This window comes from Streptomyces sp. NPDC037100, from assembly GCF_055606225.1.
On the sequence record NZ_JBVJSX010000015.1, the window covers coordinates 55,943 to 73,666 of the forward strand.

The following is a 17,724-nucleotide window of genomic DNA, read 5'->3' on the forward strand; positions in this document are numbered from 1 at the left end:
GTCCGGACGTGACGGTCGCGGCGGCGGTGGACGCGACGGCTGCGAGCCCCGCTGCGCGTGCCGAGGCCGAAGGGGCCGGAGAAACATGCCCCTGTGAGGACGAGCCGTCGGTTCGGCAGCTCGCGGCGCGCACGCCGCGGGCCACGGGGGCGGCAGGGGTGAGCCCGGTGGTGACCGGGGCGGCCGTGGTGGACCGGGGCGGTACGGATCTGCGTGCGGCGGGAACGAGCCGGTGTCCGGGGGCGGTCGGACCCGCCCCGAGCACCGAACGGTTGCAGACGTTCCGCTGCTGAGCGACGGCAGTACCGACAACGGCCTGCGCCGTGCGGCCTGAGTACTGCCCTGGTGCCGAACCGCGGTGAATTGCAGGCCTTCGTGTGTCCCCCATGCCGATGACACAGGAGGCAGAGTTGCCTGGAAAGCGCGTTCTCGTTCTGCGGCCGGACGAACTCGGCCCGAACGAACAGAAGATGTGGCGGGAGATCCGGACGGAGTCCGGCGCACCGGCGAATCCCTTTCTCGACCCGGCGTTCACCGTGGCGGTGGGGCGGGTCAGGCCGGGGGCCAGAGTGGCGGTGCTGCAGGACGACGGGTCCCCGGTGGGATTCTTCCCCTACGAGGCGGGGGTGCTGGGGCGGGGCCGGGCCATCGGGCTGGGGGTGTCCGACAGTCAGGGGGCCGTGTTACGCCCCGGGATCAGGCTGGATGCCCGGCGGTTGTTGCGGGTGTGCGGGCTGTCGTCCTTCGAGTTCGACAATCTCGAAGCCGGTCAGGGGGTGTTCGTGCCGCACGCGGTCGAGGAACTCGCCTCCCCGGTCGTCGACATCGGCGAGGGCTTCGCGGCGTACACGCAACATCTGCGGGCGCAGTCGCCGGGTTTCCTCAGACAGACCCTGGCCAAGGAGCGCAGGCTGGCCCGGCAGGTCGGCGAGGTGCGGTTCGTGTACGACGCCCGGGACCCGGCGGCGCTGCGGGCGCTGATGGAGTGGAAGTCGGCGCAGTACCGGCGGACCGGCCGGCGGGACCGGTTCGCGCAGGAGTGGATCACCCGGCTGGTGGGACTGCTCGGGGAGAGCGAGGAGCCGGAGTGCCGCGGCGTGCTGTCCGTGCTGTACGCCGCCGGACGACCCGTCGCCGCGCACCTGGGGCTGCGCTCGCGCACGGTGCTGTCGTGGTGGTTCCCGGCGTACGACCGCGCGTACGCCAAGTACTCCCCCGGCCTGCTGCTGCAGTTGCGGATGCTGGAGACCGCGGCGGCCGACGGCATCGAGACCGTCGACCTGGGCAGCGGCCCGGCCCGCTACAAGGAGTCGCTCAAGACCCGTGACCTTCGCGTGTACGAAGGAGCGGTGGTGCGGCCGGTGCCGGGCGGTGTCGCCCACCGACTGGGCCGCGAGCCCGCCCGGGCCGCCCGTCGCTTCGTCCGCAGCCGGCCCCGGCTGGCCGGTGCGGCGGCCCGGACGCTCGAGGAACTGGGCCGGTTGCGCGGCGGCTGAGGCCGGCCCGGACCGGACCCTGGGCGCCCGGCCCCTGAGAGCCGGGCGCCGTGCGGTCGGCCCGTAGCCGTCAGCCCGTGGCGGTCCAGCTGTGAGCGACGTCCACGACGACGCGGTCGTCCAGCTGCTGCACCCGGAACGGCAGCCGCGCGCGGACGCCGAGACCGATCTGGGTCTGCCCCTCGAAGCTGCCGGCGAACCGGGTGTCCCGGAAGGTGCGGTAGCCGGTGAGGTCCACCCCCGGAAGGGGACGCGCCACCCGGCCGGGATACGTGGCCGCGCCGGTCTCCGGGTCGTACGCGGGCGCGGTCACCCGCACCTCGAGCACGGCGCCGCCGGACACGGCGATGTAGCGGCCCGAGCCGTCCTGGTAGAGCTTGTCGACGTACTGGACGGTGTAGCCGACGCCGCTGCCCGCGCCGGGCACGTCGATGACCATCCGGTCGAAGCAGGTGTGACGACCGGTCCTGACGTCGGTCATCGGTGCGACGCCGGCTCCGGCGTCGGTCTTGGCAAGGCTTCCCCAGCCGGTCGGACACGCCGTGGCCCGGGTGGTGGACTGCGGGCCGGCCACCGGTGCGGCGCCGGCCGGGATGGCCGTCACACCCACCGTGGCGCCCACGAGTGCGAGAGTCGCGCATGCTCTTCTGATTCGTACCATTGCCGCCCCCGAGGCTTGCATGTGGCTGATGCAGGATGAGACGGCCGGGGCGACCGAAAGGTTGCACTTGCCGCGCCGGAGCGCCGACCATGGCACATCCTGGTGGGAAGCGATGGATGTCCGGTGCGTCCGTACCGGGAGGACGCGACATGGATGAGGCAGCCGCCGTACCGGACGGGCCGCGGTCGGCCGTCGGCCGGAGCCGGAACGGGGCTGAGGTCCGGGCCCGGGGCGAGGACACGGGCCGGATCGAGGATGCCCTGACGGCCCCGCTGGTGGAGGCCGTGCGGGCCCTCGACGGCTACGGCGGGCTGGTCTACCTGCGCTCCCGCGACCGGCGCTCGCTGGTGCTGGCGATGATCACCGGGGTGCCCCGTTCGCTGCTCAGGAGCTGGTGGCGGGTGCCCGTGGGCGGTGCCCTGCCCATGGCGGAGGCCTACCGGCGGGGCGAGACGCTGTGGCTGCCGGACGAGCACGCCACCATGCTCCGCTTCCCGCACTTCACGGCCGGACTCCCCTACCCCTTCGCCTCCGCCTACCAGCCCGTCCGGACCGGCGGCGAGTCGGTCGGCGTGCTGGTCGTGCTGCGCTCGGCGGCCCGGGCCCCGATGGACGGGGAAGCGGTCGGTCTCGCGCTGCGTCCCGCCGAGCGGGCCATGGAAGAGCGCCTCGACCGCTTCGTCGCGGGCCGGCCGGGGCCGGACTCCGCCGCACGCCACGTCGAGTACGACGACGAGCCGATCAGCGTGCGGCTGCCCACCTCGGCCGCTCACCCGGTCCGGGTCGGGCTCATCGACTGGGACCTGGACAGCGACCACTGCACGGCGGACGACGACGCGCTCGCGCTCCTGGGCCTGGACCGGTCGGCCTTCGGCGGCACCATCGCGGACATCGAGGCCCGTGTCAGCCCCGACGACCTGCACGAACTGCGCGAGAGCCGGCATGACGCGCTGGCCGACGGCCGGGTCAGGTCCCGGCACTTCCGGGTCCGCGACGAGTCCCGGGGCGAGGAGAAGACCCGCTACCGGCCGGTCGAGTTGTGGGGCCACCTCGTGCAGGGCGGCACCGGATCCGCGCGGATCCTCGTGGGTGCCCTCGTCGACGCGGGTGGCGGGCTCACCGCGGCCGAAGCGGCCGAGCGGCTGCCCGACGGGCTCTTCTCCCTGGACCAGGACGGCCGCCTGACGTATGCCAACCGTCGCTGCGAGGACTTGCTGGGCTCCGGCCGGGAGGGCCTTTTCGGCCGCTACCCGTGGGAGGTGGTCACCTGGCTCCGGGATCCCGCGTACGAGGACCGCTACCGGGCGGCGATGCTGTCGCAGGAGCCGGTCTCCTTCCTGGTCCGGCGGCCCGACGGGGACTGGCTCAGTTTCGTGCTGTACCCGGACGTGCACGGGCTGACCGGCCGGGTCTTTCCGATCGGGCCGCCCACCGGGGCCGAACCGGATCCGGAGGCCGGGTCCGCCGTCGCCCCCGGCCTCACCGCCGTCGCGCCGCCGCCCGGCCCGGTGGCGGCCGCGCGGGCCGGGGCGCTCTACCACGTGGTGCAGATGGCGAGCGTGCTCACCGAGGCGGTCACCGTGCGGGACGTCTGCCGGGCCGTGTCGGAGCAGTTGCTGCCCGCCTTCGGCGCCCGGGAACTGGCTCTTTACACCGTCCGCGAGGGCCGGATGTACCTGCTGTGGGAGTCGGGCTACCCGGAGGGCTTCCTCACCCCGTTCGAGGGCGTCACCCTCGAAACGCAGCTGCCCGGCGTCCACGCGCTGACCACGCGGCTCCCCCTGTTCTTCGAGTCGCCCGAGGAACTCTCCCTCGCCTATCCGGGCATCACCCTGGACCGCATGCAGGCCTGGTCGTTCCTGCCGCTGATCGCGTCCGGCCGTTCCGTCGGGTCCTGCATCCTCGGCTGGGACGCCCCGCACCGGTTCACCCCCGACGAGCGGTCCGCCCTCACCGCGCTGAGCGGCCTGGCCGCCCAGGCGATGGAACGGGCGCGGCTGTACGACTCGGAGTCCGCCGTCGCCCGCGGCCTCCAGGAGGGACTCCTGCCGCACCGGCTGCCCACCGTCGAGGGCCTGCGCACCACCGGCCGCTACCTGCCCGGCACGCAGGGCATGGCGATCGGCGGCGACTGGTACGACGTGATCACCACCGGGCGTGGCGTGGCCCTGGTCATCGGGGACGTCGAGGGGCACAGCGTCGGCGCCGCCGCGGTGATGGGGCAGTTGCGCAGCGCGGTGCACGCCTTCGCGGCGAGCGAGCGCCCGCCGCAGGAGGTCATCACGCACACCAACCGGCTGCTGAGCGAGCTGGAGTCGGACGTCTTCGCCACCTGCTGCTACATCGAACTCGACCCGGCCACCGGACGGGCCCTCGCGGTGCGGGCCGGCCATCCCCCGCCGTTGCTGCGCCACCCCGACGGGCGGGCCGAGACGCTGGATCTCGCGGGCGGCGTCATGCTGGGCGTGCAGCCCGACTCGGTGTACCCCGTCACCGCGCTCACCCTGGCCCCCGGCAGCGTTCTCGCCCTGTACACCGACGGATTGGTGGAGCAGCCCGGCAGCGACATCGAGACGGGCATCGACGCGGTCCGCCACCGTCTGTCCGAGACTCCGGCGGACTCGGTGGAGCATCTCGCCGACCGGCTGGTGGGCACGGCCCGGCGGGCCCGGGAGCGGCCGGACGACGTGGCTCTGCTGCTGACGGCGTACCGGTGATCGCGGCATCGCACTCCGGGCGCCCGGACGCCCGACTGCACGGGAGAACGGAAGAACGGGGAACGAAGCGGCACGGAGTACGGTGGTCGGGACCGGCGAGCAGGGCGGTGGTTGCGGTGGAGTGGCAGCGGTACGCCGAGCAGATGGCGCGGCTCGCCCGGGATCTGGTCGCGCAGGATTCGGTCCAGGCGACGCTGGACGCGATCTCGTCATCGGCGGTGCGGCTGATCGAGGGCTGCGACGCCGCCGGGATCCTCAAGGTCTCGAAGGGCCGGGCCGTGACCCTGTCCGTGTGCGGTGACCTCGTCGCGGAGTCCGACCGGCTGCAGGGCGAGCTCGGCGAAGGGCCGTGCTTCGACGCCGCGCGCCGCGTGGACGGGGAGCGGCTGTTCCGGATCGCCGACATGACCCGCCCGCAGCCGTCCTGGCCGCGCTACAGCCGGGCGGCCCGCGACCTCGGGATCGGCAGCATGACCGGTGTCCTGCTCTACACCGACGAGGAGGACTTCGGTGCGCTGAACCTCTACTCGCGCCGTCCCGGGGCCTTCGGTGAGAACATCGAGGCCGCGGGCTGGCTGCTCGCCTCGCATGCCGCGGTGGCGCTGGCCACGGCCCGGACCGTGGACCAGCTGGAGCACGCGCTGGAGACCCGGCACGCCATCGGTGAGGCCATGGGGATCCTGATGGAACGCCACCGGCTGGGCGAGGACGAGGCCTTCGATGTGCTGCGGCGCATCTCCCAGGACCACAACCTCAAGCTGCGCGACGTGGCCCGGTGGGTCAGGGCCGATTCCCCGGACCGGGGGTGACGTCTCCGACCGGAGCCTCGCTCCGGCGGGAGGCGCGCAGCAGGAGCACGGCGATGTCGTCGGTGTGCCGTCCCGTGGGTGTGGTGTGGCGCACCAGCCGGTCGATGAGGCGTTCCAGGTCGTGGCCGTCGGCGGAGTCCAGGTGCCCGGCGAGGTCGGCGGTGGTCCGGGTGACGTCGGTGCCGGGGAGTTCGACCAGGCCGTCGGTGTAGAGGGCGAGGGTCGTGCCGGGGAGCAGGGGCACGGTGGTGACCGGGTAGTCGGTGCCGGTATCGATGCCCAGCAGCGGGCCGGGCTCGACCTCGAGGACGCCGGCGGGGTGCCGGGCCTGGCGCAGCAGCGGCGGCACGTGTCCCGCGCTGGCGAGGGACGCCTGGTGGCGGCCCAGGTCGAGGTGGACGTAGAGGCAGGAGACGAGCAGTTCGGAGTCGAGGTCGGCCAGGAGCCGGTTGGTGCGGGCGAGGACCTGGCCGGGCGCGGCGCCGGCGGTGGCGTGGGCGTGGATGGCGGTACGCACCTGACCCATGAGAGCCGCGGCGGCGACGCTGTGGCCTTCCACGTCGCCGATCACGGCGGCCGCGCTCGTGTCGTTCAGGCGCAGCACGTCGAAGAAGTCTCCACCGACCTCGGTGCCGTGGCCGGCGGGCAGGTAGCGGGCGGCGACGTCGAGGCCGGGCAGGCGCGGTAGGGCCCGGGGCAGCAGGGCGCGCTGCAGTTCGTGCACGAGCCGGTGTTTGGTGTCGTAGAGCCGGGCGCGGTCGAGGGCCTGGGCGAGCAGGCCGGACAGCGAGGTGAGGACGGCGCGTTCGTCGGCGGTGAAGGTGTGCGGCCGGGTGTAGGACAGGATGCAGCAGCCGACCGGTCTGCCGGAGATGATCAGGGGGAGGAACGCCCAGGCCTGCTTGCCGCTGATCTGGGGGGCGTCCGGGTAGCCGGCGGCCAGCTCGCCGGGGTCGGCGAAGAAGGCGGGGCTGCCGCTGGCGAGGACCTGGCCGGCGGGGGTGAGGTCGGTGTCCAGGGACAGGGCGTCGAGCCGCTCCATGACGTCGGCCGGATAGCCGTGGTGGCCGGTGATCTTCAGCCGGCCCGCGTCGACACCGGACAGCACCAGGCCCTGGGCACCGAAGGCGGGCAGGATCTGGTGGGCGATCAGGGCGACGAGGTCGCGCACGGTCACCGCCTCGGTGAGTGCGGCGGCCAGGTGCACGAGCTGGTAGAGGCGTCCCGTCGATGCCGCGACGGGCGGCCGCGCACCGGTGGGCGGCGCGTGCTCGGTCTGCTCCGCGCTCGGCAGGACGCGGACGCTGATGCCGCTGCTGTCGGGGTAGAGATGGAAGGTCAGTGACTGGTCCGGTGGGCGGAGCGCGGTGAAGGAGACGGGGGCGCGGCCGACGAGCGCCGTGCGGTAGTGGTCTTCGTAGACGGGGTCGTCGAGCCAGGACAGCGAGTGCCAGGGCCGGGTCCCGACGAGCCGGTCGGCGCCACGGCCGAGCAGACGCGCCGCGGTGGCGGTCGCGAAGGTGATGCGGCCCTCCAGATCGAGGGCCAGGGCGCCCTCGGGGAGGCGCTCGAGGTAGTCGGCGGCGGCCAGGCCGGTCTGTGCGGGGTGGCGGGGGGCGTCGACGGGGACGACGCGCGGCAGGTCGGGCAGGGACGGGGGCCGGGCGGCGTCGTCCAGGAGGCGGGCCATGCGGCGGGCGCTGGAGGTGATGTGACCGCGTTCGCGCGGTGTGACCCGGCGCGGACGGCCGGCGGGCCACATCAGCACGAGGCCGCCCCAGGAACGCTGTACGCCGGTCAGCGGGGCGGCGACCAGGGCGAACGGGTAGGGCAGTGCGGCGGCGGCCCGGGGGTACCGGCGGGCCATCTCGTCCTGGCCGGCGATGCTGACCAGTGCGTCGTCGTGGATCGCGTCGGTGACCGGGACGGGTGCGGTCAGAGGCAGCCGCTGCCAGGGGGCGCTGAAGGCCACCGGGAGACCGCACAGGGCGACCAGGCGCAGCGCAGGCTCCGCCTCCTCGATCAGGTAGAGGCCGCCGATCGAGGCGCCGGTGCCGCGCACGGTGTCGGCCAGCGCGATCCCCAGGGCATCGTCCGGCGCTCCGGAGCCGCCGGGGTGCTCCTTGCTCCCGGGCATGGTGTCCTCCCGCTCCTACCCCGGACGCTACGCCTGGCGGAGCGTGCGGGCATGTCGTCCGGACGGGTGACCGGTTTGCGGCCGGATGTGCAGGCCTGGGGCATGACCGTGGGGCAGCCGGCGCCTGTGTACCGGCCGTGTCGCACAGGCGGCCGCGTCGGCGGACGTCTGCTGGCGGAATCGGGAGTCCCGGACGGCACGGGGCGACCGGCTCGCGGACGCTGACATCGCGGGATCCGCCGGCCGTGGCCGTCACGGAGGCGATACGGACCGGTGATCTGCCCGGCTTCCGGCACCTGCTCGCCGGTCACCCTGGTCTCGCCACCGTGCGCATCACCGAAGAGGGTGAGAACGGCACGGGCACGCGCAGTCTGCTGCACAGCGCCACCGAATGGCCGGGCCCCTTCCCCCGCGGTCCCGGGGTGGCCGCGGCCCTGGTGGCCGCCGGGGCCGGCCCCCGAGCCCGTTTCGTCGGGGCTTACGAGGAGACGGCCGCTGCACTGGGCGGCCGGCCACAACGATGTGTCCTCACCGGAAGCGCTCATCGCGGCGGGGGCCGGCATCGAAGCGCCCGGTGCGGTGATCGCGGCGGGGGCCGGCATCGAAGCGCCCGGTGCGGTGATCGCGGCGGGGGCCGGCATCGAAGCGTCCGGTGCGGTGATCGGCGGCGGCACCCCGCTCGCCGACGCCGGGGATCCGGCCAGTGGCGCGCCGCCCGCCGGCTGATCGAACACGGCGCCCGCGTCACCCTGCAGGACGCGGCCACCCTCGGGCTGCTCGACCGGGTCCGGGGGTACGTCGGGGCGGACGAGCCACCGTCACGGGACGAGATCACCAGCGCGTTCCGGGGCGCCTGCCAGGGTGGGCAACTGCCGACCGCGCACTACCTCCACCAGCACGGCGCCGCCCCACTCGTGCGGCTACGACGGCATGACCCCGCTCGACATCGCCCGCGCCCGGGACACCGACGACGTCGTGCGGTGGCTGCGCGACCTGGGCGCGAGCACCTCGCAAGCGTCCCGCACCGGCCGGATGCCTCACAGGCAGTAGCGCACGAGCCATTCGTCCTGGTTGTAGGAGGTGCGCGCCGGGTCGGGCACGCTGGCTGCCCGCTCCTCGACCATGTCCTCCACGCGCACCGGCTCCGGCAGTGCCCCGAAGCGTGCCCGGCGGGCGGCGCTCTCCGCCTCGCTCCCCTGCTGCGACGTCGCCTCGTCCACGGCGATTCCCCTCTCCGGCTGGGCGGTCCGACCGTTCGGCCCTTGGCGGGCACTGATTTGACGTACGAGAGGGGCTGTTGGTTCCCGTGGCGTCGACTCTCCGGGGACACCACCCTCGTTCTCGGCACCCCCGACACGGCGGCCCGCCGGAGATGACGGCCGTTGCGGGCGGTGAACCGGCTTGTTCGACCCTACGAACTTCCAACCCGGTTGTTTTCCTTGCGCCTTCACAGTGATAGGAAACCTTCCTATCAGTTCTGCACGGCCCGCTCTTCCAACCCCCCACTCTTGGAGGCACCGTGAGACACCCCTCCGCCCCGGCCGGCCGCCGTACCGTCCTGGCGCTGTTCGGCGCGGCCCTCGCGACCACCCCGTTCCTGAGGCCGCCGCACGCAACGGCCTCCGTGGCCGCGATCGGGCTCGACGACCCGGCGAAGAAGGAGATCGCCATGCAGCTCGTGTCGAGCGCGGAGAACTCCTCGCTCGACTGGAAGGCGCAGTACCAGTACATCGAGGACATCGGCGACGGTCGTGGCTACACCGCCGGCATCATCGGATTCTGCTCCGGCACCGGCGACATGCTGGACCTCGTCGAGCTCTACACCGCCCGCAGGCCCGGCAACGTCCTCGCGAGGTACCTGCCGGCCCTGCGCGAGGTCGACGGCTCCGACTCGCACGACGGACTCGACCCCGGCTTCCCCGGCGACTGGCGCCGGGCGGCGCGGGACGCCGAGTTCCGGCGCGCCCAGGACGACGAGCGGGACCGGGTGTACTTCGGCCCCGCGGTCCGGCAGGGGAAGGCGGACGGGCTGCGGGTGCTGGGCCAGTTCGCCTACTACGACGCCATCGTCATGCACGGCGACGGCGGCGACCCCACGAGCTTGCGCAACATCCGCCGGCGGGCCCTGCGCACGGCGAAGCCGCCGGCGCAGGGCGGTAACGAGGTGACCTACCTCCACGCCTTCCTGGACGCGCGGGTGTGGGCCATGAAACAGGAGGAGGCGCACAGCGACACGAGCCGGGTCGACACGGCGCAGCGCGTCTTCCTGAACCGGCGCAACCTCGATCTGAACCCGCCGCTGGACTGGAAGGTCTACGGCGACAGTTACCACATCGGCTGAAGCCCCGGCCCGGGAAGTGGTCCACCAAACAGGCACGGAAGTGGACTCCTTCCCGGGCCGCCCGGCTGCCTAGCGTCACCTCCATGAACGCCACGACCACGCGCGGAGCCCTGCTCGCCGCGCTCGCCTGCGTCCTCGTCGGAGGGTCCTTCACGGCCAACAGCGTGCTGGGCGACTACCCGTACGCGGGCGGTCAGTTCCTGCGCTACGGGCTGGCCTGTCTGCTGCTGGTCCCGGTGGCCGGGAAGGGTGCCGCCGAACGGCTTCGGGCTCTGACACCCCGCCAGTGGGGCCGTCTCGCCCTGCTCGCGGCGGTCGGCATGGTCGGTTTCAACCTGGCCGTCATCGCCGCCGAGCGCACGGCGGAACCGGCGGTGCCCGGCGTGTTCGTGGGCTGTGCGCCGGTGGCCGTCGCCGTGCTCGTGCCCCTGCTGGACGGGCGCAGGCCGCAACGGGCCGTACTGTACGGCGCGCTGTTCGTGGCCGTCGGTGCCTTGACCGTCCAGGGCTGGGGACGCACGGACGGCATGGGGATCGCCTTCTCCGTGTGCGCCCTGGCCGGGGAGGTCGGGTTCGCCGTACTCGCCGTTCCCGTACTGCGGCCGCTCGGGCCCCGGTTGCTGTCCGCCACGGTGTGCGCGGTCGCCGCCGTGGAGTCGGCGGTGGTCGGACTCCTGGCCGACGGCGCCGGCCTGCTGCGGCGTCCGGACGGCGTCGAGACGGCCGCGCTGCTGTGGCAGGCGATGGTGGTCACCGTGGTCGGCTTCGTGTGCTGGTACATCGGCGTGCAGCGGATCGGCGCGGAACGTGCCACGTTGTTCTCCGGTCTCATCCCGGTGGCGGCAGCCTGCACGGCACCGCTCGTCGGCACGGGTTCCTACGGACTCGCTCAGGCGGCGGGCAGCGCGCTGGTGGGGCTCGGTGTGGCCCTCGGGGTCAGGAGCGGTGAGGGGCGTTCGGGACGGGCGCCGTGCGCGGAGGCGGGCCTTTCGGGGGAACGGGCGCCCGGAGTCCCGGGGAGTCCGCGTGCCTGAACTGCCGGAGTGATGCCGCGGGCATCTAATGGACGGCACTTACCTCCCGGCCGAGCCGACACAGGAGACGACGTCCATGCCGCACAGCCGCACCGCTGAACGGGACCGGAAGCCCGCGAGCGGAGGTGTGCTGCGGCGGATGGGCGAGTGGTGCGCACGGCACTTCGTGATCGTCATCATCGCCTGGCTGGTGGCGCTGGTGGCGCTGCAGGTCGTCAGCCGGGCGTTCGGCGGGGAGTACTCCGACAACTTCTCCCTGCCCCAGGCACAGTCCCAGCAGGGCCTGGACGTGCTGAAGGCGCACGATCCGCAGGCCGGCGGCTACAGCAGTCAGATCGTGCTGCACGACGACCAGCAGGACCTGACCGCCCTGAGCTCCCAGATCTCCACGACGGTCGCCGACCTGGAGAAGCTGCCGCACGTCCTGTCGGCCCAGAACCCGCTGTCCGCGCAGGGGTCGTCCTCGGGCCAGTCGCAGCAGCCAAACGTCGGGCCGCTGTCCGACGACAAGAAGACGGCGTACATCACCGTCCGTTTCGACGTGCAGCCCTCGACGCTCGGCGACGACTACCTGAACGGGGTCGACAGTGCCGTGCAGTCGCTGCGTTCGGCCGGGGCGGAGGTCGAGTACGGCGGGCCGCTCGGTGAGCTGGCCCGGCCGAGCGCCGACGACCGGGTGAGCGAGCTGATCGGTTTCGGCGTCGCCGTCATCGTGCTGCTGATCGGGTTCGGCAGCGTCATCGCCGCCGTCGTCCCGCTGCTCACCGCACTGATCAGCGTCGTCGGCGGTCTGGCGATCCTCGGGCTGCTGGCCGCCGCGTTCACCTTCGCGACGGTCTCCCCCACCCTGGCCACCATGATCGGGCTCGGAGTCGGGATCGACTACGCCCTGTTCATGATCACCCGGCACCGGCAGAACCTCATGGACGGCGCGGACGCGGTGAGGGCCGCCGGGCAGGCCGCGGCCACCAGCGGCCATGCCGTCCTCGTCTCCGGCTGCACGGTGATCATCGCGCTGGCCGGCCTGTCGGCCTCCGGGGTCGGGTTCATCGGTCTGCTCGGACTCGCCGCCGCGGTCACCGTGGTCTCCGCCGTCATCGGCGCGCTCACCCTGGTCCCGGCCCTGCTCGGACTCGTCGGCCGGCGTATCGACCGCTACCGGGTGCGCCGCCCCGTCGCCGAGACCGAGGCGGGAGACACCCCGCAGGGCACCTGGCACCGGTACGCGCAGCGGGTGGAGCGCAGACCGCTGTGGTTCCTGTCGGCGGGTGTCGCCGTGGTCGTGGTGCTCGCGATCCCCGTGTTCTCCATCCAGCTCGGCCACATCGGCGACGGCGCCGATCCGACGTCCTTCACCGACCGGCGGGCCTTCGACCTGATGACCGACGCGTTCGGGCCCGGGTCCAACGGACCGCTCACCGTCGTCATCGACCAGACGAACGTGCCCTCCTCGCAGCGTTCCGGCCTGGCCTCGAAGGCCCAGCAGACGCTCGACTCGGTCCAGGGCGCCGCCGCCGTCACCCCGCTGACGCCGACTCAGGACGGCGACGTCCTGATCGGCACCGTCTACTCGACCAAGTCGCCGCAGAACGCCACGACCACGGACCTGACCAACCGTCTGGTCGACCAGAGCCTTCCGGACGCGGTCGAGGGCACGGACGCCAAGGGCTATGTCACCGGCACGACGGCGGCCCAGGTCGACTTCCGCGACATCGTCTCCTCCCGGCTGGTCGTCATCATCCTCGTCGTGGTCGGCCTGGCGTTCCTGATCATCCTGGCCGTGTTCCGGGGGCTGCTCGTCGCCGTCAAGGCGGCCGTCCTGAACGTGCTGTCGATCGCCGCCTCCTACGGTGTGGTCGTCGCCGTGTTCCAGTGGGGGTGGGGCGGGCCCGCGCTCGGCGTGCACGGCAAGGTGCCCATCGAGAGCTACGTGCCGATGATGATGTTCGCCATCATCTTCGGCCTCAGCATGGACTACGAGATCTTCCTGCTGTCGCGCGTCCACGAGGCGTGGCTGCGCACCGGGGACGCGAAGGGGTCGGTGGCGCACGCCCTGGAGATCACGGCCCGGGTGATCACCTGTGCGGCGCTGATCATGGTGAGCGTGTTCGCGGCGTTCATCGTCAGCGACAACATCGTCGTCAAGATGCTCGGGCTGGGCCTGGCCGTCAGCGTGCTCATCGACGCGACCGTCGTACGGCTGCTCATGGTGCCGGCCGTGATGACACTGCTCGGGCGGCACGCCTGGTGGATGCCGCGGTGGCTGGACCGGGTGGTGCCGCACATCGACGCCGAGGGGGCGAAGGCCGAGGCACGTCCGGCAGGTCACTGAACCGCGACTCCCACCGCTGCCCCGACTCGCTCACACCGGCGGCTGCTTGGGGCAGCTTCGCGGTCTTGCTCGACCCGATGGTGCGGCCCATCCCATATTGACATTGAGGACTGCGTGGTGCGGTTACGGTCCTGTTCGGCGGATCAAAGCCTGTGGCAGGTCGGCCCCGGGCAGTGATCCGCAGCACGCGACCGGGAACAGCGCGTCAGGTCAGGGAGAACTTGGCAACGTACTCGTCGAAGGGCTCGATGCCGACTTCTGCACGGAGTTCGTTCATGCGCTCGGGCTCTTCACAAGGCCACGGAATCGGCGCCCCGTCCTTCACGCCGGCGATTTGAGTGCCGTAGATCTGCTTGCGGCCCTCATTGACCAGCGTACGGTCGCGCAGGAAGGCCAGCTCGCGCGGGCCGGCCGAGCCTGCCGACACCGCCTGCTGCATCAACTGGAGGGCGCGCCGCTGAATATCGAGCTGCCGGTCGGCGTGCTGGGCGATCAGCCATGCTGCGCGTGCGGCCTCCTCACCGACCAGTTCTGCCGTCGGCCAGCCGTAGTCGTCCATGATCTCACCCAGCCGGTCACCGTGCCGGGCGGTCAACCGCCGCCAGGCCAACTGCTCGGCAGGGTCATCACTGTTCGCGCTACGTGCGGACCGGTGATCGGCCGCAGCCATGTCCGCGAGCTCCACGGCCAGCGCGGCAATATCGTGCGTCACTCTCAACTCCCATATCTGATGCGTGCGTTGTGCCTGTCGCCAGCAAGCGTAAAGGTGCGAATCAGACGTAAAGATCATTCCGGAGAACGGTGACAGGCACCTCCCCGCACAGGGATAATGGAGCTACCCCCGAAGCCAGAACCGGATCGCTACGACCATCACGGTGCCCGGGAAGACATGGGCACGCTTGTCGAACGGCCGGCGGCGCCACCACTGATCTCCACCGGGCGCCCGGGGCGACAGGACCGACGCCCCTCCTTCCCGGACCCTGCATACCCGTCGGAACGGGATCAGTGGAGCATCAGGTGGACGAGGGCGACGGTGCCGACCGACACGATCAGGGTCCGCAGGACGGCGGGGCTGAAGCGGCGGCCGGTTCTGGATCCGATGAGACCGCCGAGTGCCGATCCGGCGGCGATGAGGACGACGGCCGTCCAGTCGAAGTGGGCGAAGAACAGGAAGAGCACGGCGGCGACGGTGTTGACGACCGCCGCCAGCACGTTCTTCACGGCGTTGAGCCGCTGGAGCGTCTCGTCCAGCAGCATGCCCATCAGGGAGACGTAGATGATGCCCTGCGCGGCGGAGAAGTAGCCGCCGTAGACGCTGGCCAGCGTCAGCCCCGTGAACAGCAGGGGGCCGCCGTCACGGCGCTCGGGGCCGCTTCCTGCCTCGCGACGGCGGCGCACCCTCTTCGCGATCCAGGGCTGGCACGCCACCAGGACCAGGGCGAGGCCCACCAGGACCGGCACGATCCGTTCGAACGCCGTCGCGGGCAGGGTCAGCAGCAGCACGGCACCCGCGAGACCGCCCAGCACGGCACCGATGCCGAGCAGGAGGACGCGCCGGCCCTGCCCGCGCAGTTCCTCGCGGTAGCCGAGGGCCGCGGTGATGGAACCGGGCACCAGGCCCAGCCCGTTGGACACCGTGGCGGTGACCGGGGGCAGCCCTGCGGCCAGCAGGACCGGGAAGGTGATCAGCGTTCCTGAGCCGACGACGGCGTTGACGGCTCCGGCGCCCGTGCCGGCGGCGAGCACGGCGGCCATCTCCCACGGCGTCACGCCGCCGCTCCGCCGCTCGTGCCGTTCCCGGTGAGGTTCATGGGATCACGCTAGAGGGTCGATCATTCGGCGGCCGTCGAAGGGTGCCGGAGCAGGGGACCGGAGCACGGGACCGGAACACGGGGCCGGAGCACGGGACCGGAACACAGACACAGGGCCGAAACACGGGGCCGGAGCAGGGCATCGGCGGCCGGACCATCGCCGATGCCGGTGGCGCTGCCGCTGGTGGATCCCGCCGCCGGTCTCCCGAGACGCGCGACGGCGGCGGGATCCAATGGGGATCCCGCCGCCGTTCACGGCTCACGTCCGGGCGTGGCTCCTAGCCGCGCCGCACCCTGCGCAGTACGACGAAGCCCGCGATGACCAGCACGGCGCCCGCAGCGGCCGGCCAGAGCTGCGCTCCGGTGTCGGCCAGGCCGCCCTCACCGACCGCTTGGGGCTCGGTGCGGGACGGGGACGACGGGGTCGGGGCGGCACTGGTCGCCGTGCCGACGGCCTGGGACTCGCCGAGGCCGTCCGCGCCGTCGTCGTCCTTGGCGCCGTCGTCGTCCTTGGCGCCGTCGTCGTCCTTGGCACCGCCGCCCTTCCCGGCGGAGTTGCCGCCGTCCGCCGAGTCGGTGGCCTTCACCTCGGGCTGGGCCGTGCCCGGGGCCGTGGACGCGTCACCGGGCTCCGGTTCGGGGACCGGCTTGTCCGACGGCGGCTTCGGGGCCTCACCCTTGCCGTCGTCACCGCCGTCGCCCTTGCCGCCGCCGTCGCCCTCGTCGCCGGGCTTCCCGCCGCCGTTGCCGTCCTGCGGGGCCCCGGGAGCCTTCGTCGGCTCCTCCTGCGGGGCCTGAGGCGCCTTGGTGGGTTCCTCCTGCGGGGCCTCGGGGGTCTTCGTCGGCTCCTCCTGCGGAGCCTGAGGCGTCTTGGTGGGCTCCTCCTCCGGCTCCTCGCCCGGTGCGGGGTTCTGCCCGCCGTCCGCTCCGGCTCCGCACTTACGGCCGTCGTTGATGCAGTCGACCATCTCCCCCATCAGATCCTCGTCGAAGATGTTGATGAAGTCGCCGTGGTCCGTGACCGGCTTGTGCAGCTGCTCCGGGAAGGAGTCGACCGCGAACAGCGGTGTCGTACGGCCGCCGTCCTGCAGGCTCGGCGCGTCGACGTCGTAGACGATGCGCTGGACGAGCTGCGGGATGGGGCGGAAGCCGGACGGGCAGTTGCCGGAGGCGTCCGCGAACGCCACGTGGGTACGGTGGTTGGCGCTGTCGATGTTGCGCCCGTCCCAGCAGCTCTGGAACTTGAAGGTCCGTACGACGTCGCTGCCCTGCGGGCACAGCGGGTACTTGTCCTTCAGCTGCCGGTCCTCGAAGCCGGTGCAGCTCCAGGAGGCGTTGGCGTTGGCCGGGCCGTTGACGAAAGACTTGGCGTCGCCGGTGATGATGCGCAGCAGCCGCGGCATGGCCGTGACCTTCTCGCGCGGATTGCCGACGAACGTCAGGGTGACCTGCTTCGGCGTCACGATCTCGCCGGCGTTGCCCTCGATGCCGCCGCCGGGCTTGTCGGCGTCCTGCTCCGCGGCGCCGTTCTGCAGACGCACGACGGGCCAGTAGTAGGACGACTTGTCGCCCTGGTCGTCACAGCTGGTCTCGGCCTTCGCCAGGTCCTGATCGCTGGCGAAGGCGTTGTTGGACTGGTTGCCGACGTAGTCGTGGAAGTGATGGGCGCCGTTCGTGACACCCGGCGCGGCGATGATGTTGTCGGAGTTGAACAGCCCGTTCTCGTTCACACCGCAGCTCGTGGCGAAGGAGCCGCGGGATGCGCCGCCCTCCTCGCGGGGGTTGGCCACGTTGGGCTGGACGCTCTTGATGTCCGCGAAGTCGGCGGCGACGGGACCGTTGCCCGCCTGCCCGCCGTTGGCGCCCTGACCCTGGCCGTTCTGCTGCCCCTGGCCTGCCTGGCCCTGCTCCTGCCCGGGCTGCTCGGTTGCGTCGGCGTCCTTGCTTTCGCCCTGCGCGGGAACCTGGTTGCCGTCCTGGAGGGTGCAGGCGGCGAGGGCGTCGAGCCCCTCGGGGCGGTCTCCCACGCGGTCGATGGCGATGGCGATGCGCTCGAGGGTCGCGGCCCGCTTCTCCTTCAGCGGGTTCACGACCGCGTTGTCGGCGAAGCCGGGGTCCTGCCGCACCTGTTGTGCCGATTCGCTCAGCCGCTGGTAGGCCTTGGCTATCTGCTCGTCCAGGAGGGCGAGTTCCTTGTCGACCTCCCCCCGCGCCTGCTCGGGCACCGAGGTCAACTTGCTGCCGACGTCCGGGCAGTCGATCGTGGCGCCCGCGGTCCGGACCCCCGTGCCGGACCGCGTCTGGGCGGCGTCACCGCCCGAACCGCCGTCCGTGGCGGAGGCGTAGACGTTCGCGGCCATCAGGCCGCCCCCGCCCAGGATCAGTG

The 17,724-nt window shown here is 72.4% G+C and carries 13 protein-coding genes; 7 read left to right on the forward strand and 6 right to left on the reverse strand.

The features are described 5' to 3' along the window. The first annotated feature begins 392 nt into the window (after positions 1-392). Positions 393-1,496 carry a GNAT family N-acetyltransferase gene (locus ACZ7EG_RS35565; protein WP_471088273.1) on the forward strand — a complete coding sequence of 368 codons (1,104 nt, stop codon included), beginning with the start codon at positions 393-395 and terminating at the stop codon, positions 1,494-1,496. A gap of 70 nt (positions 1,497-1,566) precedes the next feature. On the opposite strand, the gene ACZ7EG_RS35570 is transcribed toward ACZ7EG_RS35565, so the two are convergent. Further along, positions 1,567-2,157, reverse strand: a complete 591-nt coding sequence (locus ACZ7EG_RS35570; RefSeq protein WP_471088275.1) for an AMIN-like domain-containing (lipo)protein — start codon at positions 2,155-2,157, stop codon at positions 1,567-1,569. A gap of 149 nt (positions 2,158-2,306) precedes the next feature. Between ACZ7EG_RS35570 and ACZ7EG_RS35575 the strand changes: the two genes are divergently transcribed. Together ACZ7EG_RS35575 and ACZ7EG_RS35580 are read left to right on the forward strand one after the other, a co-directional pair. Beyond that, the gene (locus tag ACZ7EG_RS35575; protein ID WP_471088277.1) at positions 2,307-4,874 is read left to right on the forward strand and encodes a SpoIIE family protein phosphatase; all 2,568 of its coding nucleotides are present in this window, start codon (positions 2,307-2,309) and stop codon (positions 4,872-4,874) included. Between the two features lie 143 nt (positions 4,875-5,017). After that, entirely contained in the window at positions 5,018-5,683 is a 666-nt protein-coding gene (locus ACZ7EG_RS35580; protein ID WP_471088419.1) for a GAF and ANTAR domain-containing protein, read from the forward strand. On the opposite strand, the gene ACZ7EG_RS35585 is transcribed toward ACZ7EG_RS35580, so the two are convergent. Further along, complete coding sequence (locus ACZ7EG_RS35585) at positions 5,655-7,820, reverse strand: SpoIIE family protein phosphatase (RefSeq protein WP_471088279.1); 2,166 nt, start codon at positions 7,818-7,820, stop codon at positions 5,655-5,657. The two genes, ACZ7EG_RS35580 and ACZ7EG_RS35585, sit on opposite strands and share 29 nt — an antisense overlap. A gap of 522 nt (positions 7,821-8,342) precedes the next feature. Between ACZ7EG_RS35585 and ACZ7EG_RS35590 the strand changes: the two genes are divergently transcribed. After that, entirely contained in the window at positions 8,343-8,546 is a 204-nt protein-coding gene (locus ACZ7EG_RS35590) for a hypothetical protein (protein ID WP_471088281.1), read from the forward strand. Positions 8,547-8,857: 311 nt separating this feature from the next. Here ACZ7EG_RS35590 and ACZ7EG_RS35595 read toward each other — a convergent pair whose 3' ends face one another. Beyond that, positions 8,858-9,040, reverse strand: a complete 183-nt coding sequence (locus ACZ7EG_RS35595; RefSeq protein ID WP_471088283.1) for a hypothetical protein — start codon at positions 9,038-9,040, stop codon at positions 8,858-8,860. A 299-nt stretch (positions 9,041-9,339) separates the two neighbouring features. Here ACZ7EG_RS35595 and ACZ7EG_RS35600 point away from each other — a divergent pair, with 299 nt between their 5' ends. The 3 genes from ACZ7EG_RS35600 to ACZ7EG_RS35610 all read left to right on the forward strand — a co-directional run bounded on the left by ACZ7EG_RS35600 (position 9,340) and on the right by ACZ7EG_RS35610 (position 13,527). Further along, the gene (locus ACZ7EG_RS35600) at positions 9,340-10,161 is read left to right on the forward strand and encodes a chitosanase (RefSeq protein ID WP_471088285.1); all 822 of its coding nucleotides are present in this window, start codon (positions 9,340-9,342) and stop codon (positions 10,159-10,161) included. 83 nt (positions 10,162-10,244) lie between these two features. Continuing rightward, entirely contained in the window at positions 10,245-11,195 is a 951-nt protein-coding gene (locus ACZ7EG_RS35605) for a DMT family transporter (RefSeq protein ID WP_471088287.1), read from the forward strand. 76 nt (positions 11,196-11,271) lie between these two features. Then, complete coding sequence (locus ACZ7EG_RS35610; RefSeq protein WP_471088289.1) at positions 11,272-13,527, forward strand: MMPL family transporter; 2,256 nt, start codon at positions 11,272-11,274, stop codon at positions 13,525-13,527. Between the two features lie 205 nt (positions 13,528-13,732). Here the strand turns inward: ACZ7EG_RS35610 and ACZ7EG_RS35615 are convergent, their stop codons facing one another. The 3 genes from ACZ7EG_RS35615 to ACZ7EG_RS35625 form a co-directional block, all read right to left on the reverse strand. Next, positions 13,733-14,239 carry a DUF6624 domain-containing protein gene (locus tag ACZ7EG_RS35615; RefSeq protein WP_471088291.1) on the reverse strand — a complete coding sequence of 169 codons (507 nt, stop codon included), beginning with the start codon at positions 14,237-14,239 and terminating at the stop codon, positions 13,733-13,735. 290 nt (positions 14,240-14,529) lie between these two features. Further along, positions 14,530-15,297: a sulfite exporter TauE/SafE family protein gene (locus tag ACZ7EG_RS35620; protein WP_471088293.1), complete on the reverse strand. Its 768-nt coding sequence runs from the start codon at positions 15,295-15,297 to the stop codon at positions 14,530-14,532. Positions 15,298-15,616: 319 nt separating this feature from the next. Then, positions 15,617-17,698 (reverse strand): DUF1996 domain-containing protein, encoded by a 2,082-nt coding sequence (locus ACZ7EG_RS35625; protein ID WP_471088421.1) that lies wholly within the window; start codon positions 17,696-17,698, stop codon positions 15,617-15,619. Positions 17,699-17,724: the final 26 nt, after the last annotated feature.

Coding starts and splice junctions, on each gene's coding strand:
- ACZ7EG_RS35585 (WP_471088279.1), bottom strand. CDS start 7,820: ATGCCCGGGAGCAAGGAGCACCCCGGCGGCTCCGGAGCGCCGGACGAT.
- ACZ7EG_RS35610 (WP_471088289.1), top strand. CDS start 11,272: ATGCCGCACAGCCGCACCGCTGAACGGGACCGGAAGCCCGCGAGCGGA.
- ACZ7EG_RS35605 (WP_471088287.1), top strand. CDS start 10,245: ATGAACGCCACGACCACGCGCGGAGCCCTGCTCGCCGCGCTCGCCTGC.
- ACZ7EG_RS35565 (WP_471088273.1), top strand. CDS start 393: ATGACACAGGAGGCAGAGTTGCCTGGAAAGCGCGTTCTCGTTCTGCGG.
- ACZ7EG_RS35575 (WP_471088277.1), top strand. CDS start 2,307: ATGGATGAGGCAGCCGCCGTACCGGACGGGCCGCGGTCGGCCGTCGGC.
- ACZ7EG_RS35580 (WP_471088419.1), top strand. CDS start 5,018: ATGGCGCGGCTCGCCCGGGATCTGGTCGCGCAGGATTCGGTCCAGGCG.
- ACZ7EG_RS35570 (WP_471088275.1), bottom strand. CDS start 2,157: ATGGTACGAATCAGAAGAGCATGCGCGACTCTCGCACTCGTGGGCGCC.
- ACZ7EG_RS35625 (WP_471088421.1), bottom strand. CDS start 17,698: ATGGCCGCGAACGTCTACGCCTCCGCCACGGACGGCGGTTCGGGCGGT.